This is a genomic window from Sinimarinibacterium flocculans, assembly GCF_003201205.1.
In the GTDB taxonomy this organism is placed as follows: domain Bacteria; phylum Pseudomonadota; class Gammaproteobacteria; order Nevskiales; family Nevskiaceae; genus Solimonas; species Solimonas flocculans.
This window is the reverse complement of record NZ_QICN01000005.1, coordinates 1-23,156: the sequence shown is the minus strand read 5'-3', so window position 1 is coordinate 23,156 and position 23,156 is coordinate 1. Positions and strand designations below refer to the sequence as shown.

The window sequence follows — 23,156 nt, the reverse complement described above, 5'->3', positions numbered from 1 at the left end:
GTTTAACCTTGGAAGGAAGGGCCGAAGACCTTCTGCCAGTAGTGCAGTGTCAGTTCTTTATTCGGTGCGGTCAGGGCAGCGTCGATGGCGTCGCCCGCGTCCAGGGCGGCATCAACGATGGCGTCGGCGTTCTCAGCCGTATAGAGCCGCGCCACGTTGTTGCTCGCGTTGATTGGATCGATGATTTGCACGGGATCGTCGAGTTTGGCGACGCTGGAGGCTTTGTAGTGATCCTCGAAGACAATGCGTTCGCGAAGGTTCGACTTCGCAACGTAGGTGAAAAACGACTGCAACGCTTCGGGATAGTCCGAGAAACCTACGCCGTCATCGCACAGCTTTGCCAGGATCATCTCGATCATGAAGGACTTGAACCGGAAGCCGTCTCTCTCCTGTTTCATGCGTCGTGCCCAGAACTTCACTAACCGCACGACCTGCGCGAAGTGGGTCGGCTGCGCCTGCTTGCGCTTGCGTGCGAACTCCAAGTGCAGCGGGATGCTGGTCTCTAGGAAGGAGCCGTCGTCCTGGCTGATCAGATCGCCGCGCCAGTCAGGCAGGCCGGCATACAGGATCGGGACCACATCCACGTCCAAGCCTGATCCCCGGAACGATACAGTGACCGAGTAGGTCTGCGGCTTGACCTGATCCGGGCTGAAGTTGGGGAAAGCCTTGCGCAACCGTTCAGCCAGGTAATCCAGCAGCGCCTGGATGTCGTGGGGGGCATCGGAGCCACTGACGTAGACGGCCATGTCGATGTCGTTGAGCGACCGCAGCGCGGTGCCCTTGGCAAGGCTGCCCGATAGTTGAATCCGCCTAAGTGAGAAGTCCGGGTGTTCCGAGAGGTAGCCCTCCAACTTCTCGCGCAGCCGGCGCGCCTGAGCGCGGTATTCATCCGCCTTGTCTTTGGGCAGATTGACCTTATCTTCCGCGAACCGCACCAGGTCGCGATGGTCAATATGGGTTCGGGACATTTGGAAGGCTCCTTATGAGGCAATCTGGCTCGTATCAGCGAGTCATGATTAAAAGTTCGGTATCGTGAACATGAGGGGATATTACACCCGTTTCCTCTAATGTCAAACGAAAAGTTCGGTGTCGTGGTATTCTTCGCTCACGCATTTCGGATTAGGAGACGGATCATGGCGACACGTCTCGGCGAGAAGTTGCGCGAGCTTCGCAAGGAGCGCGGGCTGACGCTCGAGAAACTGGCCGACCTTGCAGGACTCAGCAAGAGTTACCTCTGGGAACTTGAGAACCGCGAATCCCAGCGACCATCGGCAGAGAAACTGACGGCACTCGCCGACGCGCTAGGCGTTGCTGCCGCTTACTTCTTGGAAGAGGATGTGCGGGCGCCAGAGGAACGGCATCTGGACGAGGCTTTCTTTCGCGGCTATCAGAAGCTCGAGCCTGAGGCGAAAGAGCAACTCCGCAAGATACTGAACACCTTTAAGAAAACCTCGCAATGACCGAGGTCTGGACTCCACAGCGTGCAGCCAACAGGTTAGTGAAACTGGCTGAGATATTCAGCGCAGCCCACGGTGTGGAGCGTTTTCCTGTAGAGGTACCGCCGCTCGCGATGGAGGCGGCCCGCATCTTTGGCTGGGGCGATCCGATCACCCAAGTCCAGGCGGCTAACATCAAGGGCTTCGATGGCGCGCTGTTTCCGGGCGATGGTAGAAAAGAATGGCTGCTGCTGTACAACGAGGCAGTGTCTTCACCTGGTCGGATACGGTTCACGCAAGCCCATGAGCTTGGGCATTACATCCTGCACCGGCAAATCAGAGAGTCGTTCCAATGCAGCGACGCTGACATGCTGAACTGGTCCAAGGATGACAAGGACATCGAAGGGCAAGCCGACCTGTTTGCGTCATACTTATTGATGCCGCTCGACGACTATCGTAAGCAGGTCACGACCACCGTCGATCTGGACTTGCTCGGGCATTGCGCTGATCGCTACGGCGTGTCGCTGACAGCGGCGATCCTTAAATGGTTGCAGTACACGGATGAGAAGGCCGTGCTGGTGATGTCCAACGATGGCTTTATCAACTGGGCGTGGTCGAGTGAACCGGCGGCCAAGGCCGGTGCTTTCTTCCGGACACGCAGCAACGTTATCCCCGTGCCTGACGGAGCGCTCGCCGCCAACGCTAGCATCAAGCGTGATCGGTTGGGCACTCGAATCCCCGCCTCGATCTGGTTTCCGTATGCCAGTGCTGATACGCCGCTCCGGGAGATGAAGATTCATGCAGAGCAGTACGGTGTTGTTCTGAGTCTGCTGCATCTACCGCGCTCCGTAGATGTTTGGCCGCCGAGGGCTGAAGAAGAATAGAAGCACTGTTGGCGACAGTCCCGCAGTTCACTTCACGATAAGGTAAAGAGAGCACATAAAGAAGAACCGAAGCTATTGGAAAGGCTTCGCTAACCTGGAAACGTTTCAGTTCGACCCCTGTCCTAAATGCATCGCGACGGGCCGCGTCCGGCACACTGCTGCCTCTCATGCCATGCTGATTTCGAGACGCTAATCTCATATAGGCCCGCATTCCTACTACATCCGGAGAAGTTCAGACGATAGTCTTAAAGATATTTCTTGAACGTCGCTGCCGCGATGTTCATTACTAGCCCGAGCAGCATGGCCGCTGGCAGCAAGATCAGCAGCGGATGCACCGATATCGGCAGCGTGAGGTAGATCACCCACGGCAGTACGGCCAGCGGCATCAGCGCAGCTTTGGCCCGGTGGTAGACGAATCCGGATTCCCGCCCGGCACCGAATTTGCGGATGTCGCGTCGTACCAGTCCGTCGAGCAATCCGATGAAGGCCGCAAGCAGGAACAACGGCAGCGTCAGCACCAGGACCAATAGCCGGACGCAGAAGGTCAGCGTGATGAAGGCGGTGGCGATCAGGTAACTCTCGGTCCAAACATAGGCTTGGCTGAGGTAGTAGCGGAAGTCACGGACGCCGCTATGGCTGGGCGCACTGGCTTGGGCCGAGGTATCGCGCATCCACTCCAGCAGGCCGGTCTTCACGAAGATCCACTCGTGGGCACCCTCCACCAGCCAGCGCGCCGTGCGGCCCGGCTCCTGCACGACGGCGCTGCGAGTGAAGTGGGAGGAAAGCTGGTCCAGCTCGTATTCGAGCATACCCTGGGCGTGGCGCCATCCCTGGTCCGGCCAGAACAGATGCATGCCGACGCATTCGATGACGATCGACAGTAGTAACGAGGCGCACAGCACGCCGAACAGACGAAATGGCAGGGTGACGATGCTGGCGATCAACCCATGCTGGCGTACCTGCTGCCGCTGGGTCGTTGCCGCCGGATCGTTCATGACCGCGCCTCGTCGCTGTGCGCTTCCTCTGCCAAGTCCTCAGGCAAAGAGTCGTCATCTTGCAGGCAGGGCGCGCCGGCGCGCTCCCACCATTCCCCCTCCTCAATGTAGTGCTGACGCATGTAACCGGCGAGTTGCTGCAGATCCTTGGGCATGACCTCGTCCGGATCGGGCGCCGGAAGCGGCATGCGTACCTTCCACAGGTTGCCGCCTTCGATGAGAGCAAAGCACTGCCCCTTCGGCAGCCCTACCACGTGCGCGGGTTCGATCAGCGGCACACTCGACGTGCTGATTCGGTCCTGCGCATTACTGGTGAAGTCAGTTGGACCGTGAATATCGGAGCTGTCGGTGGCGCCGCTCACCAGGGTGGTGGTGTAGACCTCGACCTTCGGCAACTGCCGCGTCAGCAGCTCGGCGGTGGCGGTTTCCCGCACGCGCAGCATGAACAGGTTGTTGAAGTTGCCAATGACCTGGCCGGCCTTGGCGCGGTTGCCGATGCGTGCCTCGATGTCCGAGAGGGTCTGCGTATAAGCGGTGACCTGCATGCCGGCACCGCCACCCTTGTTGATGAGGGGGATGAATTCGTCGCCCATCAGCTCATTGAATTCATCCGCATGGACGTTGATCGGCACCTTGGTGCTGGCATCCGCACCCGGCAGGCCGTCGTCGATGCCATGCTTGTAGATGTGGCCGGCGACCGAGACCAGATCGCTGAACATGGAATTGCCGACCGCAGCCGCCACCTCGGCGTCGGAGAGTGCGTCCAGCCCGACATAGACGATGGCGCGCTTCCGGACGATCTGCATCCAGTCGAAGATCGGACGCGGGTCCGACAGGTCCGAGTAGTTCGGTGCTAGCAGTTGCGCGATCTTGCCGGTCGTGAGCTTCTCAAGCAGCGGCAGCAACGATGCGACGATCTTGTCGAAGTACGTTCGGTCGTAGCGCACAGCGCTGCGCAGGCCATCAAGTACCGGGTCGTAGATGCGTGTCTGCGACAGGTACTGCTCCAGCGCCACCACCCGCTTCTCGCGCCCCACCATGTGGCGCGGGATGGTCTTGTCGTTCAGACGCGCTTCGAGCTGGACGATGACTTCCCAGGCCTTGGGCTCGGTCTTGGCGAAGAAGTGTTGTGCGTACTCGATGAACAGCGCGTCGATGTTGACCACATGCCGCTGGATCAGCAGGTAGTCCGGGCGCTGTCCCAGCTCGACCAGGGCGCGCGCGATGATGTTGACGAAGCGCCAGGCGAACTCGCGAAATGCCGCACTGTTGCCTTCGCCGGAAAGCTGTCTCGCGATGCGCGTCGCGACCTCCGAGATGCGGCCGAACCTTCCCACGGCGTTGTAGCGGGCGCTGATGTCGGCCCAGCCGAGGTGGAAAACATAGAACTCGCCTTCGCGCCCGGCACGACGAGCCTCGACATACATGCGCTTGAGCAGGTCGGCGTCGCCCTTGGGGTCGAACACGATCACGACCTCGTGCTCGCCGTTGACCTTGCGGCGGATGTCCTGGGTGATGAACAGCTCGGCCAGGCGGGTCTTGCCGACCCGCGTAGTGCCGAGCACTAGCGTGTGGCCGACACGCTCGCCCAGTGGCAGCGTGACGTCGATCTCGTGAGGCTCGATGCCGTGCAATCGAGGCAGGCCACCTACCGGCGGCAGCGGCCGGGCTGGATTGAGCGGGCTGTCCCAGGCCAGCACGCGCGCCAGCTTGGGCAGCGGTGGTGGCGCAAACTCCAGCCGCTCCTCCAGCCGGCGGGCCATCCGGTAGAACGTCGTCGGCTCGGCGTAGCGACGGAATTCGGGTTTGTACGTCTGCACCAGCCGGTGCGTGTGTCGCTGCTCCCAGCGAAAGCCCCGGCCGACGAACAGGCGGTGCTGGCTGACCGGCACGTCGCGGCTGGTCATCACGTAGCGCGGCAGCCGGCGGATGTTGCGGCGGTAGCGCAGGATTACCCAAGCGTCACGCAGTCGGATCGCACCGAACACCAGGAACGTCAGTGCGCTTCCGACCCCGAGTAGCGGGCTTAGCGCAAGCGACCACGGTGCCACCAGGCACACCAGCGCGGCGCCGGCGCAGACCGCCACGGTGTAGAGCTCCACCGCTGGCCGCAGGAGGACTTCGACGGCATGCGGCTGGGCCATGGCGATGGCCTCACTGCTCGATGCCGGTGGCGGTGATCAGCACCGGGTAGTGGCGCAGTCCCAGGCGCTGGGCCAGATCGTCACCGGAGACTGGCACCAGGGGCAGGTCGGGCGCCACGGCTCGCAGCGAGGCCAGGGCCTCTGGCGATTCGACCTGGACTACCAACCCCACCGCACCAAGGTCGCGCAGATTCGGCGCCCGCCGTTCCAGCCACAAACGGGAACGGTCGTCGTCGCCGACCAGGAATACTGATGTGAGCCCTGGTGCCCGGATTTCCCTGCGCGCCACGTCGCCCGGTGACAGGTGAGCCGAGCGCACCGGCAGCATGTCCGCCTCGCTGTAACGATGGTCCTGTTGAGGGGGCAGTTCGATATGCGGCGTTGGCGCATCCTGGTCACGTGGCGGCAGGCCCAGGGCTTGGTAGTACGGCAACTCGGCAGAACCTCCCCGGTTCTCGACGACAATCAGGGCCTGTTCGGCCGCATGGGCGGCGAGGATCAGCAGGCCGAGCAGTGGGGCGGCGCATCTCACGGGAAGTGACTCCCGGATGCGACGAGCGCAATCGGGTTGCCGTGGACGCGCGACAGGTGCTGACGGACGCTGCGACGATAGCGCTCTGCCGGCGTACCACCGGCTGGCCGGTGATAACGGCCGATGGCGAGCAGCCAGTCCTCTCCCGGTGTGTGCTGTTCGCGCAGAATCTCTGCGGCCATGGCGAGATTGCGGTAAGGATCGAGCACGTCGCAGGGATGGTCGTAGCGATGCCGTTGATAGCCCAGGTTGATCTGCGCAAGGCCGGCATCAACGCGCGTAGGCGCCACTTCGCTGAGCGTACTTTGCAAGTTGCCGCAAGCCGCGTCCTGGGTCCGGAACCGGCGCGGTTCGCCCGCCACGTTCAAGGTCCAAGGCCATGGAATGGTTTTTCCGCGCAGGCGGACACCGCTTTCCTGCTGCGCCACGGCGAACAGCACCGCCGGTGGAATTCCGGCTTGATGGGCAGCTACTTGATACGCCGGCGGCGGGATTTCCAGGGCGCGTGCGGGGATCGCCCAGGCGGCGAGGCAAAGCAGGCCTGAGGCCGCAGCCCGGCGAACGCTTACCAGTGCTGCCATTGCCCATCGACCTCGCGCACCGTGACCGGAAGCGCTCCCTGCAGGCCGAGCGATAGCCAGCGGCCGCTGTCATGGTTCAGCGTGATGGTTCTGGCGCGGACCTTGGCGGGATCGATGCCGGCCTTGGCCGCCCACTGGCGGATCTGCGCATCGTTCTGGCGGCTGCCGACCAGGTAGAGATCGAACGCCGTGCCGGCCGCTTGCAGTTGCCGGACGCGCTGCTCGCACGGCGGGCAGTCGTCCTTGACGAAGACCGCCAGCCGGCTGGGCACGCCGGACGCTGCGACGAAGCCGCCAGCGCTGGCCGGCATGACGGGCTGCAGCGTGGGGAAAAGGCGCTTCCAGGCCGCGTCGTAGGCGCGCTGGTAGGCCAACAGCTTCTCGACGCGAAGCGCTTCGACCTGGACCTGCAGTTCTGCGTAGCGGCGGCGTTCGTCTTCGGTGCGTGCTTCGATCCCGAGGGCGGTGAGCGGATCGAGGTTGGGCGAATGCACGCCCAATGGGCCCTGCATCAAACGCCGGTATCGCGCCCAGTCCTCGGCCTGCAAGCCCCAGTCTTGTGCAAGGCGCTCGTCGAGAGCGGAATCACCGGCGACTCGATCCTGACTGTGGGCGATGCGCGAATCGGTGACGGTGGAAGTTTGCGCGATGGCGGGCAGCGCAGCGGTGGCCGCGATGACGCACGCTGAAGCGAGGTGCGTGAAAGGCGTCGTCACGGTGTGTCCACTGCGACGGGAGTGTCATCGACGGCGCTTTCGGCATCCTCCTGCCGCGCGAAGCACACGCGTCGCTCTGCATCGTCAACCTGCAGATCCCAGGCCGGTCCCGCAAGAGTGAGTAGCGCATCGTGCAGGAAGAGGGGGCCGAGACGCTGATGCACCGCCGGGAGCGGAAGCTCGTAGAACACCCTCATCTGCGTATCGATGTCGCACAGGCGATAGCCCGAGCGCCGCAATACGTGATCCAGCGCCACGCCGACCGTCTGGGGCACGACGTTGGACAGGGAGATGTCGATGACCTGCAGCATCAGGTCTTGCTGGGCGGTCTCCGGCACCAGCTCCACGAGGGTGTAGCGGCCGTAGCGGACGATCGGAATCCAGTGCTCGTCCGGTGTAGGTTCCTGCACTGGCACCTCGGGTGCGGGAGGTACTACGGGTGCGGTAGCGCAACCGCCGACCAAAAAACACAGTGCAGCCATGACGGCAACCGAATTGCGACCGATACGGATACGGGATGGCGATGGCATGAGCGGCTCATGTCTGACGTCGAGCCTTCACCATCGCTGCTTGCGATATCCGAATCAGCAGATAAAGGGATACAACAGCCGACCGCTTTCCCGAGGGGCAACCGAAGCGAACGACTTTCTCGCGGATTCAACGCTGATGTCATGCTCAAAAAGAAACGGCCCCGAAGGGCCGTTGATGGTTCACGTGGGATTACGTCTTCAACTGGCGCATGCCTTCCGCCAGCAGCCATAGGGCTCGGTTCAAGCGCACGTTTTGATCGATGCCTTGCACAGATCGAGTGCGTTGCCGACGGCCGTGGGCGGCACGGCCAGATAGACCTCCCTTGACCAGGTTTTCCTGCACTCGGTTGAACGTCGACCACAGGTCGGAATGCTTGTCATCGAACCGCCGTGGGATCAGCAACTGGCTCTCTGTAACGGGGGCGGGTTTTGCCGGGTTGTCATATCTGAGCGCCAGTGCGGAGCGTGCAAACACCTCCGTTTCTCCGGCATCCAGTGGGATGGCACGCATGGCGTCGCGGGATTGCTGCACCCGCTCGAAGCCGCTCAGGACTTCGTAGGCACCTTCGATCACTCGTTCGGCAACGTCGCCCTTGTGGGGAACGCGCACGTCCGCTGTCGTATCACCGCACACCAGCCCATTCTGGCAGACGAAGCGGAACATGCCGGCCAGCATCTGGTAGCTGCTGGTGCCGTCGTGCGAATTCAACAGGATGATTTCGTTGGCTTCGCTGCCGTTGATCTGGCTGGCATGGCGCAGCCGGAGCATGTGCTTGGTGAAATCGCGCCGATCTTCCTGGCGTACGCGAGTCTGGCACACCATGAACGGCTCGAAGCCTTCGTTGCGCAATTTCGCCAGTACGGTGGCGGTTGGGATGTAGCTATACCGGTCCGAACGGCTTTCATGTGCGGATTCGGTGAAGATGGATGGAGCCACGGCGCGGATCTGATCATCCGACAGCGGATGGTCTGCGCGCAGCACGGGGGATCGGGATCCGAAGCGGGATGCGAGTAGCATGGACTTCTCCTTGAATATGGCAGCAATGGGCGCCTCGAGCCTGGAACGCCCGACGAACCGATTGCATGGGAGGGAGGGCGACCCGCGAAACGGGTCGATGGGAGGGAGGAACTGAAGCGATCGCATGCCGCAGATACAGGGATATCGACGGCATGGATACATGGAAAAGAACAAGGCCCTGGAAACGGGGCCTTGTAGATCAGAGCTAAGCCGCCAGAGCGGGTGCCTGGACAGGTGCTTCGGCCTCCGGTTCCCGCGCTGCGGGTTCGGCGGGCTGGGGGATGCCGGTGTCGCCCTCGGCTCCGACCGTCTCTTCGGCCGCGGTTGCGTCCTGAGAAGTGGGGGCTTCGGACTTCTCCGGGTAGACCTTCTGGCCGTCGACCTTGATCATGCCGATGCGGATCAGCTTGGATTGCAGCGTTGCCGCAGCCTCGCCGGCCTTTTCGCCCTTGGTGCGAATGTACGGATTGGCCTTCATGTCGCTGAGGCGGAAGGCAATCAGCACCTTCTTCTCCGCCTCCACGGCCTGCGCGCAGCGGCGCACCAGGTGCCGGGCATCGGCATCGGCGACGATGGTCTCGATGTAACGATAGTCGGGATCATCGATCGGTCCGCTCAGTGCGCCGATGGTGCAAGAGAGGAACGGATCGCCGTCGGCGGGAGTGACTTCCCTGGGACGGTTCAGATAGCCGATGCCGCGGGTGATCAGCTCGTACTGTTCGATCTTGGCCAGCTCGGCACGATCCATCAGTTCGGCTTTCAACAGCCGCGCCTTCAGGCTGGCCGCAGGTTCGCCCTTGTGATCACCCTTCGGCCGGATGAACGGATCGACCCAGAGGTCGCCGAGCCGGAAGCGAACCAGCGGACGCTTCTTCGGGTCATCGATGCCGACGTAGCCCTGGACCAGTTTCTTGGCCTCGGCCCCGGACACCTTGACGTCGAAGTAGCGAAGGATCGCGTCTTCGGCCGGCCCAACGAGGGCTGCGATGGTGCAGGCCAGGAACGGCTGCGCCTTGCGGCCGCCCTTGACCGGAACCTCACGGGCACGCTGCACATAGCCGATGCCGGAGGTGTGGATGTCGAAATAGGACTTCGTGTTGGAAGCAGTGTTGGTCATGGTGAATCTCCAGACTTGTGAACAAGAGAAGCGGAGACACACCGACCCCACAGCGGGAAGGTGCGTAACCCCGCGGTGGGTTGAAAGAACAGCGATGGCATCACCATCGAGAATCGATGGCCGTTCGCGCGTGGATGCCGGTGCGAACTGGAGTGATCAACGCGGTCGGAACCGTGCCGTCGCCTTGAAGATCATGGCGACCTGGGATGCTGCTGACGGGTGTCAGCGATGCATGGGGACAGCGTGCAGAGGTGGGATTTCCGGTGCGACGATGAATCGGCACCGGCGCGGTTCCTTGTTTCGGGTGGCCACGACGATGCCGGCCTCTCTCTGTCGGCAAAGGGCTATACCGTTTTCGCTGCCATGTCGCTCTTACGTGCAGGACACAGTTACGCAGACCGGGTACATTCCGACCTCGCGCAACCGTTCCGGAGCGCGTGTTCCTATATCAACAATGAGGTAATACGTGAGCGATACATTGAGCACAGCGGCGCTGATCGAAGAGATCGCCGCCAAGACCGGCCTGGCCAAGTCTCAGGTGAAGGCCGTTCTGCAAGCCGAGCACGATGCGGTCATCAAGGCCGTGAAGAAGAGCCGGCGCGTCAGCATCAGTGGGTTCGGTATTTTCACGCTGCGCAAGCGCGCGGCCCGCAAGGGGCGCAATCCGCAGACGGGTGAGACCGTCAAGATCAAGGCGTCGAAGAGCATTGCCTTCAAGGCTGCAAAGGCCGCGAAGGACTCGCTCTGAGCATTGCTGGTCAGCCGTGAGGTACAGGCCGCGCCTCTTGGCGCGGCTTTCTGTTGGCCAAGTCTCAAGGCACGGCAGGCCAGTGCCCAACAGCCCTCAGAAGAAGAAGCCCCCGGAGGCCGGGGGCGGAGTCAGAGATACGATCCAGGGAGGGTCGGATCGTACGGGGCGATGATAGACATCTGATACGGATCTGCCTATTAGCCAAATGGCTAATTGTCGATGGGGCGTGGCGCCGCAGATTGCAGGGCCGACAGGGTCCCACGGACAGGGTTGAGAACAAGCAGGGGTCAACTTCTTCCTGGGACCGGTGGTACGGCCCGCAGAGACAGATGCGTCGCTGTAGCGGACACTTCGAGGTCGTCCTCACTTTGCAGGATGCGTGCGAAGACGCCTTCCTGCGCGTCGAGGAACTCGCCGAAGTCATCGCCTCCGAACTCGGTGTTCGCCAACGCCCACCAGTCATCGAACGGATCAACGTCCGGGTTGCAACCGACCGCGTAGGCGATCAGCTTCTGGCGACCATCCGGTCGGTGCTCGCCGCGCTCGGCTAGGAAGTACACGCCGCGGTCCTTGACCAGAATGACGCGGCATTGGTTGGCCACCGCTTCGGTGAGCACAGGTCGCAGGTCAGTGCTTTTGAATCGAACAGACATGGTGTGATCTCCAGTAGTGCGGGAAGCGACACTGGGGTCAGTGACGGTTGGGTTTACGACCGGACAGGCACTGCACACGGATGTGTCGCCAGCTCCCGTCGTCGATCAGTCGTTCCAGTGTTTCGCCGAGGGTGTCGAGGAATACCTCGTCGGCGCGCTCAACCAATTCCCCGTCGCGGTGCAACTCCACCGAGTAGAGGTTGGGGCCACGCTCGTACAGCACGGTGACGCGGCCCTGGAACTTCGTCGTGGCGACCGTGAAGCAGATGGCCGGCGGCGTACGGATGATGTCCTTGGGCAGCGGGTCGACCCAGGTGAAGTCCTGCGCGCCGGCATCCACCAGCAGGTGGGTGATGCGCCGGAAGCGGTCAGGCGCGGGCAACTGCTCCATCTGGCGGATCAGCTCCCGCAGCTCAGGGCAGGAGGGTTCCGGGATCGGCAGTTTCGCCGGTGCGGACCCGAGTACGTAGCGCCTCACCGTGTAGGGCTGGCCGTCGGCGGTGAACTCGGTTTGCTCCTCGGGCGTGTCCGCGCGCTGACCGTCGAAGCGGCGCCTGGCATAGGGCTCGACCTGCACCTTGGTGCCGTTGTCGGGCACCTCGGTCACGAGCGTCCGGTCGAGTACCGCGAATTCGGCCCGTCCCGTCTTGGCGACGATGGCCTCGTCGGTCCTGGCGATGACCTTGCCCTCGAAGGGTTTGGGATCGGCGTGCAAGCCCAGCACCGAGAACATAGGCTGGCCGTCGAAGATGTTGAACTTGAACTTGCGTACGTTGGAAGGCAGATGACCGAGAACCAGCGTCGGCATCTGTGTGCGGATGGCTTGGGTATCCATGGGAGAACTCCTTGTGGAAATCAAGGGACTCCCGCCCGCAAGGGAGGTCTGTCCCTTGTGGGTGAGGTGAGTGGACGCGGTGTGCGCCCGGAGAAAGAACCAACCAGTGCGGCGAACCACACCGCAGTCTTGAAGGCCTCGACTGCCTGGGCATGCTGCCGGCAGCGCCAGCGAACATGCTGCCAGCGTGGGTCAAGCATCGGTGGCCGTCGTCCGGGAATCGGCAACGTGCCTTCACCGCGTTCCTCAAACAGGAAGAGCCCCGCATGGGGGCTCAACGGAGTGCTACTCGTCGTCGTGCAGCTTCAGTCCTGCCAGTATCGGCGCATCGGCATCGAACACCAGCATGCGCACGTCGGCCAGCGCAGCCAGGTGCAGCACCTCGACGAGACATTCGGGCATGCCCTTCTTGCGATGCGTTTCCTTCAGAGCCTCCGCGGTAGTGCCTTCGATCATCTGCAGGTTCTCGTCAGTCCAGGGTGTCGCAATCAGCTTCACGCCGATTGCGGGGCTGTATGGAATGCGGAACGGGTGAAACAAGAATCGGCTCGGTACGACGGTGTCGGCCAGCTCGGCCAGATAGCGGCCGGCCTCCTCGGTGATGTGTGCGGAACTGATTTCCCAGCACCGGCTGTAAAAGCCGGTCTCGAATTTCAGGCGCCGCACCACCTCGCGGGCAGCTTCTTCGGAGTAGGTGTCGCCCACATGCATTTGACGACCGTCGAAGTCGTCCGCGGCAACGGCGTAGACCACCGTGCGAACGATGCCTTCGGTCTGGCACCGGGCTTCCAGGTCTTCGGGCACTTCCTGACCTTCGGTGATGAGGGCGAAATCCTTGCCGATCAGGCAGGGAAATTGCGCGACGTCGTCATCGGAGAGATGTGCCTGGCTGGTATGCAACGGCCGCCAGACCGGCGCGCAGTCGTCTTCGTAGGTGATGAGCAGGGTTCGGACAATGCGCGGGTTCTGATAGCCGCGGTGAAAGGGATTGTCGATCTGTGACATGGGATGCCTCCAGCAGGGAAAAGGAGGGTCCAATCCCCTGCCGGGGACCGGACCCCGTTGGGTGGATGAAAGCGAAACACCCGTTGGCGGCATGAGCGCAAAGACAGGTGACGCAAAGTGCCGCGAAGGGTTCACCAGCCGTTGTAGTGGAGGATCAGTGCCGCGATGACCTGACGGCGCCCCAGATCCAGGCCGCCCAGATCGGCCAGCCCTTCGACGCCGGCGCGCTTGAGCAACGCACCGCCATCGCGGGAGTTGTAGAAGCTGACCATCGCAGCCAGGAACACTTTCTCGCCGGAGCTCATGGCGCCAATCGAGCGCTTGATCAGCGACGTATTGGGGCAAAGATCCCACTTGTCGTTTGATCGCTCCCAGCTCTCGCGCGTACCGTCACCGAACAGGCGAGGGCCGGCGATGGCGACACCGTGCTTCCACGCCTGGAAGAATGCCGACGGAGCGGTTGCGAAGTGAGACCGCTCCTGCGCGATCTTGTCGACGGTTTCTTGGGGCAATGACGAATTCATGATGAGCCTCCTTTCAGAAACTACAGGTGGTCGCGCTGCGTCCAGGCTCCGGTGGAGAGAGCCTGTTGCGCGGCCTGATGGGTGGGGAAGTACTGGACAGACTCCCGCGTGACGGGACCTGCATCGTCGTAGGTGCCGATGTAGTAGCCGGCTGCGCTGCTCAGTACCTGCAGGGGCAGGCATTTGCCTGTGTAGGCCAGCGCGAGTACGCCGTTGCGTACCGGAGTCAAGGATGAAGATGCGGAAGAGTCGGACATGCGTTGCTCCTGAGTGATTCGGGGGCACGCATCCGTCGGGGATGGGTACCCTCGGGTGGTTGAGAAACAGGCATCGTTGGCGGAGAGCGTCCGTGGAAACGATGTGACGGATGGAATCGGTCAACGCACGAAGTGCGCGTCGCAGCTTTGAGGACCGTGGCTGCCTGGGCAGGGCGCTGACGAATCAGCGGTGCGTGTGGCGAGCGTCATCGCGAAAGCCGATGGTGTCCTGCGAGAATGGGAAGTGGATCGCCACCCGTTTCAAGCAAGAGCCTGTTGCAGTCTCCGACCCGGCCACGCGACACACGGGACGGCCATGGAATTCCCGATCACACACTGCCGTACTGCAACGTAGTCGGGGCGGAGGGTTGGGGGCGCATCTGGAAGTCTCCTGTTCATGGGGGGCACGGCTGGAGAAGTCGTGTGTTTCGGAACGTCAGGAGAAAGGCGCCGAAGGCTTGCACCTTCGGCTGCAGATGACGCAACCACCCGTGGGCTGATGCAGGTTCAGGCCGTCGTCAAAGCCGTTCGCTGCGTCCGCACGCACCCGACCCGTGTCGTGGCTGAGGTCGGCATTCGCTGGCACACATCCGCGCACAAAGGGAGCCCGTTGTTTCGCCGGCGGGCACCGGAAACGAGTACCGTCGACCCGAAGGGTCTCCTGACGACTCGCACGGCGGCAAGCCTTCAGGAGACCCCTCGCGATGGACGGAAATGTCGCCGATCAATGGAATGGCGTTGGGCGCGATTCATGAAGTAAAGAGCCTTCTCGCCCCACGACCGGACTGGCCGGGGACGCGCACACCGTCATCGAAGGGAACGCGTGCTGGAGGGTCCCGCACGGCATACGGGACGTTGACCTCATCGCCGGCGAGCGACTGGAGGGATGCGTGGGTATCAGGACGCCTTGGATGCAGCGCGACGCTTGCGCGGTGCGCCGTGCTTGCCGGCCAAGGATTCGATGGGCTGCGTGCCCTTGCAGTCGGGATAGCGGCTGCATGACCAGAACGCCCCGTTCTTGCCCGGGCGCTGACGCATCGGCGAGCCACACTGAGGGCAGGCGGGCGATGGCGGCAGTTTGATCGAGAGTGTCGCGCCACGGTACTGCTGCACGAGCTGCGCCACCCAGTTGGATTGCTTGGCGATGAAAGTGTCCAGCGTCATCTGGCCAGCCTCGATCATGTCCAGCGCCTGTTCCCAGATCGCCGTCGTACCCGGATCAGCGATCGCCGCCGGCACCGCGTCAATGAGCGTGAAGGCGGCATCGGACGCACGAATGGCGCGCCCCTTCTTCAGCAGATACCCACGGCCGAGCAGGCCGTTGATGATGCTGGCGCGCGTGGCCTCGGTGCCGATACCGGTGGTGTCCTTGAGTTTCTGCTTCAGGCGTGGGTCGGTGACCAGCTTGGCGACACCCTTCATCGCTTTCACGAGTTCACCCTGGGTGTAGGGCTTCGGAGGCAGCGTCTTCAACGCCTTCAGATCGACCAGATCGACCTGGCACGGCAGGCCCTCGTGTAAGGGGGGCAAGACCTGACCGAGCTGCGATTCTCCGTCCGCGTCGTCTGCTTCCGGCGTGGCCAGCACCTGCCGCCAGCCGGCAACGATGACCTGCTTGCCGATGGCTTGCAGTGCCTGGCCGCCGCACGCTAACCGCGCGGTAGTGCGCTCGAATTCGTGAGGCGGCAGGAACTGCGCGAGGTAGTGCGCCCGGATCAGTCGATAGACGGCCAGCTCCTTCTCGTTCATGGCGGAGAGCTTGGTGGGTTCCAGCGTGGGAATGATGCCGTGGTGAGCCGTCACCTTGCTGTCGTTCCATGCACGCGAACGCTGGGTGCGGTCGAGCCGATCGATCAGCGGGCGCAGGCTGGGATCAGTGGTGAGCACGGCATAGAGCACCGCGGGCACTTCGACCAGCATGCTTTCGGGCAGGTAGCCAGAGTCCGAGCGGGGATAGGTTGTCGCCTTGTGCGTCTCGTAGAGGGACTGCGCGATGTCCAGCGTCTCCTGCACGTCGAGGCCCAACTGGCGCGAACACACTTCCTGCAAAGTCCCGAGATCAAACGGTAGCGGCGGCCCCTCGCGCACGCGCTCGGTCTCGACCGAGACCACCTGCGCCATGCCTGCGGCACGCATGCGCTCAGCGGCCTGCTGCGCCACCAGCTGCTGTACACAACGGCCGGCGTCGTCGGTGCAGCCTTGCGGCGGAAGCCAGCTTGAGACGAAAGACTGGCCGCTCGCCGATAGCGTGACCTCAATGGCCCAATACGGCACCGAAACGAAGCGTGCGATCTCACGATCGCGATCCACGACCAGCTTCAGCGTCGGTGTCTGTACCCGGCCCACCGAAAGCACACCGGAGTAACCGGCTCGACGCCCGAGTACGGTGAACAACCGGCTCAGGTTCATGCCGATCAGCCAGTCTGCGCGCGAGCGGGCCAATGCTGAGTGGTATAGCGGCAGCGTCTCGCCCGATGGCTTCAATGCGCCCAGGGCCTTGCGGATCGACGCGTCGTTGAGCGCCGACAGCCACAGTCGCTGGATCGGGCCGCGGTAGTTGCACAGTTCGACGATCTCGCGGGCGATCATTTCGCCCTCGCGGTCGGCGTCTGTAGCAATCACCAACGCGCTGGCTTGACCGACGAACTGCTTGACGATCTTGAATTGCGTGACGGTCTTGGCCTTGACCTCGACACGCCAGTGCTCGGGAATAATGGGAAGCTGCTCGATGGACCAGTGCTTGTACTGTTCGCCGTAGCCCTCGGGCGGAACCGCTTCGACCAGATGACCGATGCACCAGGTCACGACGACGCCGGCCCCGTTGTAGCAACCATCGCCGCGCTGCTTGGCGCCAAGTACCTTCGCGATGTCCTTGCCCTGCGAAGGCTTCTCGCACAGATACAAGCGCATCAGGCCGTCTCCTCGTGAATGTTCGGCTCATCGGATGTACCTCAGCATGTCCATCTGAGGGGCGGCGAACCGCAAGGAAGGCGGAAGGGCGGGGGGCCGGTTTGTCGGGGCAGATCATGAATGGCCGGCGGCATGCCGCGCGGGAGCGTCGTCACCGACAGGCGAGTGGAACGCGGTGGACGTCGCTGGCGCTATCCCCAGGGGATAGCTCTGGCGCAGCGAGGGCGACTGCAAGCAACCGCAGTCGCCCTTGTGCGGCACCTACTGCTCGTCCGGTGGTTGCGAACCGGCGTTGGAAGGTTTCGGGCTGAGCGTTACGGATTCGATGCGATACGGCAGGATGCCGACGCTGCGAGCGTTGATCTGCCAGGTTTCGCGCGGATTCCCCTCACTGTCTGTCCACGGATCGCGTTCCGTGCGGCCGACAACGAGGACGCGCATGCCCTTCTGGTACAGCGTCTGCCAGTGTTCGGCGTCGCGATGCCACAGCTCGACCGGCGCCCAGTAGCCGCCGCGATCCTCGAACTCTCCGTCTTTGGTCGGAACGGGGTTGTCGAAATACACGTTCAGGCGCAGCAGCCGGCGCGGTTCGTCGTTGCCGTTGGGGAATTCTCTGTATTCCGGCGCAGAGCCGATGTTGCCTTCGCCAACAAAGTGCGTGCTCATGGTGACTCCTTGGGGGTGGTGGAAGCGGTGTGTCCGTGGACACGCCGCAGGTAGACCGCTTCGGCCTGGGACATCCTGCTGGTGCATTCCAGGGCTTGGCGGGCGATGCTGTGCGTGAGGCTGATCTGCATGTTCAGCGCGATGCGCTGCAGCTCCATCGCATACAGGTCGTCGATCAGCGATGCCGGCGTCGCGGGATTGGCAAGCAGCGTTTCCCATAGCGCGACGCCCATGCAGGAGCGGTCGAGGTTGCGCCAGCGCAGGAAGGTCGTGCCTGCACCAGTGGTCTGCTGGGCCAGTTGCACGTCGAGCCGGCTGAAGGGGTAGCTGTGCACCTGCGGCAGCACGCGCCGCTGCGCCAGTGCAATCAGATCGTCGCGCAGCGCGTGACACTGGCTGGCCCAGGTCTCCAGATCCCCCTTACCTTTAAAGGGCTTTAAAAGGCCTTTTAGGTAGGCTGCGTGTTCCAGTCGCTGGAAGTCCGCTTGTTCCAGTGGTTGGAAGCGCGCCGGGTGTGACGACGTCGTCATGCCGTGGCGTCCTCATCCGGCGCCGCATCGGCCGCGTCGTCCGTCGCCGCCGGCTCGGGCGCGTCAGTGGCCAGCGCAGTCGTTGTATCTGGCCGGTTGGCGCGACGCGCGATGGGTGGTGCGAAGCGCGATCGGCGTGTGCCTTCGAGCACGTCCTTTGGAAGCGCGCCGAACTTCTCCAGCGCCGCCCGCGCTACGGCATTGTTCGCAGCGAAGTCATCGCGAGTCGCCCCGGAATAGCGGTACTGCTGCGCTAGTGCAAACAGACTGCGGAGTGCATGGGCACCGTCGTTGAGCCAGCGCTCCAATGTGCTGCGATCGATCAGCGCCGTGTGGTGCGCCAGGATCAAACGGCGAGCCAGGTCGTCGTAGTCGGCCAGCAGATAGACCGCCATGAAGCCCAGCTGTGCATTGACGAACAGCGGCAGCTTGACCGGCTGTACGTTGAGGTTTTCCCCGAGGCTCAATGCAGGCGGTACATCGGCAAGTGCCTGGTCGACTTGCTCACGCAGCGTCTGCATGCATGTCTTGGTATCGGCGATCTTCTCCTCGATGCGCAGCATCCACCAGTCGGAGTACGGATCATCCTGCTCGGCGCCGCGCTTCATCTTGTTCATGGCGCTGATGAAGCCGTTGAGCCCGATGATGCCCGGACGCCCCTCGGCGGGGGCGCGGCCGTGCCAGATACGCGAGGCGTGGTGCGTGTGCAGCGTCAATGACATCGCGCTGCGCAGCGATCCGAGGTTCAACTGCAGAGGCTCGTTGGCCATGAAGGTGACTCGTGAGGAATGAGCGAGTCGCCAGCGTCAATGTGCGCCGGAGGACTGTCAGTCAACAAAGCGCATCGAGCGGACGCCAGTTTCGAAAGGCGAGGAAGGCTGCCTGTTACACCTATCCCCAGGGGATAAGGCCAGGGAAGTCCATGGTGATCCGCAATCGAGCCAATTCAGGTCTCACCGGCTTTTGACGGAGTAGTTGCGCAGACGCCCATCCGCGTATCCACGAGCCGTGCGGGTTTTCTGTGCGTTTCCCAAGCTACTGATAGCTGTGCGCGACCTCAGGCGCGGCAGGTCGGTTTCATTGAAGGCCAAAACTCGTAGATGCTACAAGTCGTGTAGCTGCCATATGCTTGTGGGAAGATGTTTCCCGAAAGCCGGGGAAGGACATCATGCGAACAAGCTCAGTCAACGATGGGTTGCGGGTTCATGCTGTCGCAGGAACCTACGTGGTGATGATGGGATTCGACTTGCCGGAAGCGGCCTGCGACAACCTGCTTGGATTCTCGATCCATCGTGTCGACCACACCGAGAATGAGGCTTACTACCTGTCTGGCATGAAGGCCTTTGCAGAGACTGACCCTGGCTTTCCTCCTGGGTCGCTGTACTCGACTCGAGAGCACCCGATTCAAAGCTTCCAATGGGCGGACTACTCTGCCAAGCCCGGACACAGTTACAGCTACACCGTCAGTGCATTGAAGGGCTCGCCCCAGGATCTAGTAGTGTTCGCAACGACTACTATCGAGATTCATACGGAAAGCCCTGCTTCCGGTGATCATGACGTCTACTTCAATCGCGGCGTGGCAGCATCTCAGGAGTATGTACGCCGGTTCGGTAATCGCCGTCCCGAGCAGGTACCGCATCGCAGGGCGTTCGAATGGCTGTCACGTGGACTAAATGAAGCGCTTGAGGAGTTTTTCCATTCCTGCATCGCAGGGCGACATGCGCTGCGCATCGCGGCATACGAGTTTAACTACGAGCGATTTCTGAATCTGGTTCGGGACACACATCAACGAGGCGTCGACGTGCAGGTCGTGTTCGATGCACGGAAGGATGAGCCGCGGACCCGCAACCAGCAAGCCACGAATGTCGCGGGCATAGGCGCCCTCTGTGTCGAACGCGCGACGCCGAAGTCCTACATCTCCCACAACAAGTTCATCGTCAAGCTGGAAGATGGTTTGCCGCAGTCAGTATGGACAGGAGGCACTAACTTTTCCGAAGGTGGTATCTACGGACATTCGAATGTTGCCCATGTGGTCGAAGACCCTGTCGTGGCTAGCAAGTTTCTGGACTACTGGAACCTGCTCGCACAAGATCCTGCGACTGCTGAGGCGAGGGTAGCGGTCGAGGGTATTTCCCCGCTTCCCGATGGAAAGCCACCGGTTGGAACGACGGTTTTGTTCAGCCCGCGAAGGAATCTTGATGCATTGCAGTGGTATGCAGATATGGCAAGGAGTGCTCAGGAAGGATTGTTCATGACCTTCGCGTTTGGAATGAATGATCAATTCAAGGAAGTATATGAAAAAAGCACAGCATCTCTGCGCTTCGCCCTAATGGAGAAGAAAACGCGGCCGATGAAGGAAGGTCCGGAGCGGACCGCGGAAGAGAGGCGAATTCAATTGCTTCGCAACATGCCCGAGAACGTGTTCGCGATCGGTGGCCTGATCCAGACGAACAAGATTGACGGATGGGTCATGGAGAAGTTATCCGGGCTCAACTCGAATGTCAGGTACGTTCACAACAAGTTCATGCTGATAGATCCTCTTTCCGATGATCCGATCGTTATTGCGGGCTCCGCCAACTTCAGCGAGGCTTCTGTTCGGAACAACGATGAGAACATGATCATCACGCGTGGCAACACGAGGGTTGCCGATATCTATCTCGGCGAGTTCATGCGGCTCTTCAGTCATCATGCGTTCCGTGAATCGCTCCAGTGGCGTGATGCTGACGACCCTCCAAAGCCGTTGAGGGTGGATGAGTGGTGGCGGCCATGCTTCGGACACACTGCACAATCCGCTCGCCGGAAGTTCTTCGCGCCCAGTGAATAGCCTTGCGACCGACGATGAAGGAAACTCAACAACTTGTTAGGGATTCGTTGGCCGTGAAGGCGAGTCGTTAGCAGCGGTGCGCGTCGGAAGGGTGCCAGTCAACAAAGCTAATTGAGCGCAGGTCAGTTTCAGGCTGCTCGGAAGGCATTTTGTTCCTTCTATCCCCAGGGGATAGCGCCATGGACGTCCATCGTGATCTGCGATCGAGCCAATTCAGGTGTCGCAGGTTTTGGACGGAGGCGTGTTGCTGCTGGCGCTTTCGCTGGCCCATGCCTTGAACTCCCCGCGAATCGCCCGTTGAATGAGGCCGAACAAATACCCGGCCGGATTGCGCACGGCGTTGCCGTTGCAGCGGGCAGCCCACTCGTCGAGTACGGCCTGTTGTTGACCGGCTTCCACCTGTCGCAGGGCGACCAGCGCGCCGGCTCGTTGCTCGTCCTGCAGGCTCAAGAAGCGTGAGGGTAGATTCAGGTCCTGGATCGCGTGTGCGCGCGGTACTGTACGTACTGCTTTTATACGATTACTCAGTACAGTACGGTCCCGCTTCGGATTCCGAAGAACGTCGGTTTTGCGGGGTTTCGTGCCTGCTTCGGACTCCGAAGACGGTGGAGCTGCATTCCGAAGAAGGTTGCCGGACCCTTCTTCGGAATCGTGAATGTGCATGTCCTGTGTATAAGTGTCCTGCGGGTCAACGGCTATGCGTTGTGCCAGCAGTTGAATCCGTGTCGGCAGCACGCGGCCTGCGAGCAGCGGATCGTCAGCCAGTTCCTGCAAGGCATGCCTGCCCACGCGCTGGACCGCCTTGCTGGCATGGGTGAGTGCTTGGCTCACGAGGCCGAGGTAGTCGGGATCGAGCTGCATGGCTTCGTAAGGGCTCAATGGCTCATCGTGCAGCACGTAGAGGTTGCCCTGGATGCGTCCGGTCTTGGCATCGCGTCGGCGCCGCACGAGACTGAGCCAGCGCGTCAGGCGCAGGATCGTCAGAGCCCGTGCCACGGTTTCGTGAGAAGCCTGAGGCGCGCAGGGCATCGACGTCAGCCAGGGGCGCAGCTGCTCATAAGTCGGAAAAGCGGTGAGCCCGTCGTCGTTGAGTTGGAGGCGGCATACCTGCCAGGCGTTGCGCTCCAATGGCGTCAAGCGCCGGTCGAGAAACAGCGCGCGAGGCACGCTCTCATGGCGATTGCCGCTAAACAGAAAACCGTCGGCGGATGCGCTCGTGCTGTCGCTGCGGCGACGAGAAGATTCCAGATGGCGCAGTGCATTGTCCAGGACGGTTGACAGGGCGACGGGTTCTTCCGAACCGAAGCGGAGCGTCGCCATGGTCTACGCCAGTCCTTGGTCGATCCAACTCCGTATGGCAGCCCAGATGACGGACACAGGCAATGAATGAGATTCGGCCAAGTCCATCGTGAGCGTCAACGTCGCCGCTTCATCATCCGGTGCGATGCCGCGCTCTGCGACCGCGGCCTTCCAGGCGTGCCACAGGCCGGTCTCTTGCTCTTCGCTCAGCACCGGGTGCCGGCCCTTGCGCTTGGGGAGTCCGAGGATGTCGCGTCTCAGAGCGACCTCCTGATGCGTCAGGCCATAAAATTTGCTGACCATCTCGGTGCTGGCGCCAAGCCGCAACATACGATCGATCGTCGTGATTTCCCGCTCGATGTCGTGGATCTGGCTGACCAGACGCCACAGCATCTCCCGGTTAACCTTGACGGAGCACCAGGGCACACGGGCGTTGGCGAGTACCGCAACTACGGCCGGCTGCTTCAGCACGTCCAGTTCCTTCTCCCCGAATCCCATCGCCAAGCAGCGGCGCAGTTGGCCGTTGCGCAAGTCGTGCAGTGCCTGGGCGACGACAGCTTGGTTCAGAGGATGGGGTGCCGACATGATCGCCTCCTGGCGGTTCAGCGGCCTGGCAGGTTGTCTAGACCGGCTTCCAGATCCAGAAGCCGCCGCGTGAGCCGCAGCAAGCGAAAGAGTTTGACCAAGCCGTTGTCGCTCAGGCGGGGCATGGCATTCGAGCCTGGTTGGGCCGTGCCTCGAAGCAATGTTCCAAGCTTGTTGTTCAGGCTGAGGTCGTTCTGTCCGTTTGGACGCAGCGAGTCGGTTTGGGCGTAGACACTCAGCGCTTCCAGCAGCACCAGTATTGCGTGGCTAGAAGTGGACCCGCGAAGTCGGACAGTCGGATAAGTGATGTTCTGCTCTAATCAGACGGCGCCTGTGGCGCCCAAGGAAGAGCAGATGAGAAGGC

25 protein-coding genes are annotated in these 23,156 nt (G+C 62.1%); 4 read left to right on the top strand and 21 right to left on the bottom strand.

Features of this window, described 5'->3' with window-relative positions; genetic code table 11:
- Nucleotides 1-2 precede the first annotated feature (2 nt).
- Nucleotides 3-968: a CBASS oligonucleotide cyclase gene (locus C8D93_RS10470; protein WP_110265152.1), complete on the bottom strand. Its 966-nt coding sequence runs from the start codon at nucleotides 966-968 to the stop codon at nucleotides 3-5.
- Between the two features lie 165 nt (nucleotides 969-1,133).
- Between C8D93_RS10470 and C8D93_RS10465 the strand changes: the two genes are divergently transcribed.
- Entirely contained in the window at nucleotides 1,134-1,460 is a 327-nt protein-coding gene (locus tag C8D93_RS10465) for a helix-turn-helix domain-containing protein (protein ID WP_110265151.1), read from the top strand.
- A complete protein-coding gene (locus C8D93_RS10460) occupies nucleotides 1,457-2,320 on the top strand; it encodes an ImmA/IrrE family metallo-endopeptidase (protein ID WP_110265150.1) in 864 nt (287 codons plus the stop codon). Before C8D93_RS10465 ends, C8D93_RS10460 begins: the two co-directional genes overlap by 4 nt.
- Before the next feature lie 245 nt (nucleotides 2,321-2,565).
- Here the strand turns inward: C8D93_RS10460 and C8D93_RS10455 are convergent, their stop codons facing one another.
- From C8D93_RS10455 to C8D93_RS10420, 8 genes are all read right to left on the bottom strand, one after another.
- Complete coding sequence (locus tag C8D93_RS10455; RefSeq protein ID WP_110265149.1) at nucleotides 2,566-3,315, bottom strand: TIGR03747 family integrating conjugative element membrane protein; 750 nt, start codon at nucleotides 3,313-3,315, stop codon at nucleotides 2,566-2,568.
- A complete protein-coding gene (gene traD / locus C8D93_RS10450; protein WP_110265148.1) occupies nucleotides 3,312-5,459 on the bottom strand; it encodes a type IV conjugative transfer system coupling protein TraD in 2,148 nt (715 codons plus the stop codon). The genes C8D93_RS10455 and traD overlap by 4 nt, the downstream gene beginning before the upstream one ends.
- A 10-nt stretch (nucleotides 5,460-5,469) precedes the next feature.
- Nucleotides 5,470-5,991, bottom strand: coding sequence for an integrating conjugative element protein (locus tag C8D93_RS10445; RefSeq protein ID WP_380731753.1), 522 nt, complete (start codon nucleotides 5,989-5,991; stop codon nucleotides 5,470-5,472).
- On the bottom strand, nucleotides 5,988-6,572 hold the full coding sequence (locus tag C8D93_RS10440) for a transglycosylase SLT domain-containing protein (RefSeq protein WP_110265146.1): 585 nt from the start codon (nucleotides 6,570-6,572) through the stop codon (nucleotides 5,988-5,990). Before C8D93_RS10440 ends, C8D93_RS10445 begins: the two co-directional genes overlap by 4 nt.
- Nucleotides 6,557-7,249: a TIGR03759 family integrating conjugative element protein gene (locus tag C8D93_RS10435; RefSeq protein ID WP_245903890.1), complete on the bottom strand. Its 693-nt coding sequence runs from the start codon at nucleotides 7,247-7,249 to the stop codon at nucleotides 6,557-6,559. The genes C8D93_RS10440 and C8D93_RS10435 overlap by 16 nt, the downstream gene beginning before the upstream one ends.
- Nucleotides 7,250-7,284: 35 nt before the next feature.
- Entirely contained in the window at nucleotides 7,285-7,698 is a 414-nt protein-coding gene (gene pilL2, locus C8D93_RS10430) for a PFGI-1 class ICE element type IV pilus protein PilL2 (RefSeq protein WP_366515929.1), read from the bottom strand.
- A gap of 310 nt (nucleotides 7,699-8,008) precedes the next feature.
- Nucleotides 8,009-8,836 (bottom strand): DUF932 domain-containing protein, encoded by an 828-nt coding sequence (locus C8D93_RS10425; protein ID WP_110265143.1) that lies wholly within the window; start codon nucleotides 8,834-8,836, stop codon nucleotides 8,009-8,011.
- A gap of 205 nt (nucleotides 8,837-9,041) precedes the next feature.
- Nucleotides 9,042-9,953, bottom strand: coding sequence for a DUF3577 domain-containing protein (locus tag C8D93_RS10420; RefSeq protein ID WP_110265142.1), 912 nt, complete (start codon nucleotides 9,951-9,953; stop codon nucleotides 9,042-9,044).
- 466 nt (nucleotides 9,954-10,419) lie between these two features.
- Between C8D93_RS10420 and C8D93_RS10415 the strand changes: the two genes are divergently transcribed.
- Nucleotides 10,420-10,701: an HU family DNA-binding protein gene (locus C8D93_RS10415; protein ID WP_245903881.1), complete on the top strand. Its 282-nt coding sequence runs from the start codon at nucleotides 10,420-10,422 to the stop codon at nucleotides 10,699-10,701.
- A 290-nt stretch (nucleotides 10,702-10,991) separates the two neighbouring features.
- Here C8D93_RS10415 and C8D93_RS10410 read toward each other — a convergent pair whose 3' ends face one another.
- From C8D93_RS10410 to C8D93_RS10370, 9 genes are all read right to left on the bottom strand, one after another.
- Nucleotides 10,992-11,357, bottom strand: a complete 366-nt coding sequence (locus C8D93_RS10410) for a DUF3085 domain-containing protein (protein ID WP_110265140.1) — start codon at nucleotides 11,355-11,357, stop codon at nucleotides 10,992-10,994.
- A gap of 37 nt (nucleotides 11,358-11,394) precedes the next feature.
- Complete coding sequence (locus C8D93_RS10405) at nucleotides 11,395-12,192, bottom strand: GTPase (RefSeq protein ID WP_110265139.1); 798 nt, start codon at nucleotides 12,190-12,192, stop codon at nucleotides 11,395-11,397.
- 285 nt (nucleotides 12,193-12,477) lie between these two features.
- Entirely contained in the window at nucleotides 12,478-13,197 is a 720-nt protein-coding gene (locus C8D93_RS10400) for a DUF5983 family protein (RefSeq protein WP_110265138.1), read from the bottom strand.
- Nucleotides 13,198-13,328: 131 nt separating this feature from the next.
- On the bottom strand, nucleotides 13,329-13,721 hold the full coding sequence (locus tag C8D93_RS10395) for a hypothetical protein (RefSeq protein ID WP_110265137.1): 393 nt from the start codon (nucleotides 13,719-13,721) through the stop codon (nucleotides 13,329-13,331).
- Between the two features lie 20 nt (nucleotides 13,722-13,741).
- Nucleotides 13,742-13,978: a hypothetical protein gene (locus tag C8D93_RS10390; RefSeq protein WP_110265136.1), complete on the bottom strand. Its 237-nt coding sequence runs from the start codon at nucleotides 13,976-13,978 to the stop codon at nucleotides 13,742-13,744.
- Nucleotides 13,979-14,875: 897 nt separating this feature from the next.
- Nucleotides 14,876-16,888 carry a DNA topoisomerase III gene (locus C8D93_RS10385; RefSeq protein WP_110265135.1) on the bottom strand — a complete coding sequence of 671 codons (2,013 nt, stop codon included), beginning with the start codon at nucleotides 16,886-16,888 and terminating at the stop codon, nucleotides 14,876-14,878.
- Nucleotides 16,889-17,149: 261 nt separating this feature from the next.
- Nucleotides 17,150-17,554: a single-stranded DNA-binding protein gene (locus C8D93_RS10380; protein WP_110265134.1), complete on the bottom strand. Its 405-nt coding sequence runs from the start codon at nucleotides 17,552-17,554 to the stop codon at nucleotides 17,150-17,152.
- On the bottom strand, nucleotides 17,551-18,084 hold the full coding sequence (locus C8D93_RS10375) for a DUF3158 family protein (protein ID WP_110265133.1): 534 nt from the start codon (nucleotides 18,082-18,084) through the stop codon (nucleotides 17,551-17,553). Before C8D93_RS10375 ends, C8D93_RS10380 begins: the two co-directional genes overlap by 4 nt.
- Nucleotides 18,081-18,854 carry a PFL_4669 family integrating conjugative element protein gene (locus C8D93_RS10370; protein ID WP_110265132.1) on the bottom strand — a complete coding sequence of 258 codons (774 nt, stop codon included), beginning with the start codon at nucleotides 18,852-18,854 and terminating at the stop codon, nucleotides 18,081-18,083. The genes C8D93_RS10375 and C8D93_RS10370 overlap by 4 nt, the downstream gene beginning before the upstream one ends.
- A 461-nt stretch (nucleotides 18,855-19,315) precedes the next feature.
- Between C8D93_RS10370 and C8D93_RS10365 the strand changes: the two genes are divergently transcribed.
- Nucleotides 19,316-20,908 (top strand): phospholipase D-like domain-containing protein, encoded by a 1,593-nt coding sequence (locus C8D93_RS10365; RefSeq protein ID WP_245903889.1) that lies wholly within the window; start codon nucleotides 19,316-19,318, stop codon nucleotides 20,906-20,908.
- Between the two features lie 213 nt (nucleotides 20,909-21,121).
- Here C8D93_RS10365 and C8D93_RS10360 read toward each other — a convergent pair whose 3' ends face one another.
- The 3 genes from C8D93_RS10360 to C8D93_RS20380 are packed head-to-tail and all read right to left on the bottom strand — an operon-like array spanning nucleotide 21,122 to nucleotide 23,046.
- A complete protein-coding gene (locus C8D93_RS10360; RefSeq protein WP_110265130.1) occupies nucleotides 21,122-22,228 on the bottom strand; it encodes an STY4528 family pathogenicity island replication protein in 1,107 nt (368 codons plus the stop codon).
- A 3-nt stretch (nucleotides 22,229-22,231) separates the two neighbouring features.
- Complete coding sequence (locus C8D93_RS10355) at nucleotides 22,232-22,792, bottom strand: DUF2857 domain-containing protein (RefSeq protein WP_110265129.1); 561 nt, start codon at nucleotides 22,790-22,792, stop codon at nucleotides 22,232-22,234.
- 17 nt (nucleotides 22,793-22,809) lie between these two features.
- The gene (locus tag C8D93_RS20380) at nucleotides 22,810-23,046 is read right to left on the bottom strand and encodes a hypothetical protein (RefSeq protein WP_146216564.1); all 237 of its coding nucleotides are present in this window, start codon (nucleotides 23,044-23,046) and stop codon (nucleotides 22,810-22,812) included.
- Nucleotides 23,047-23,156: the final 110 nt, after the last annotated feature.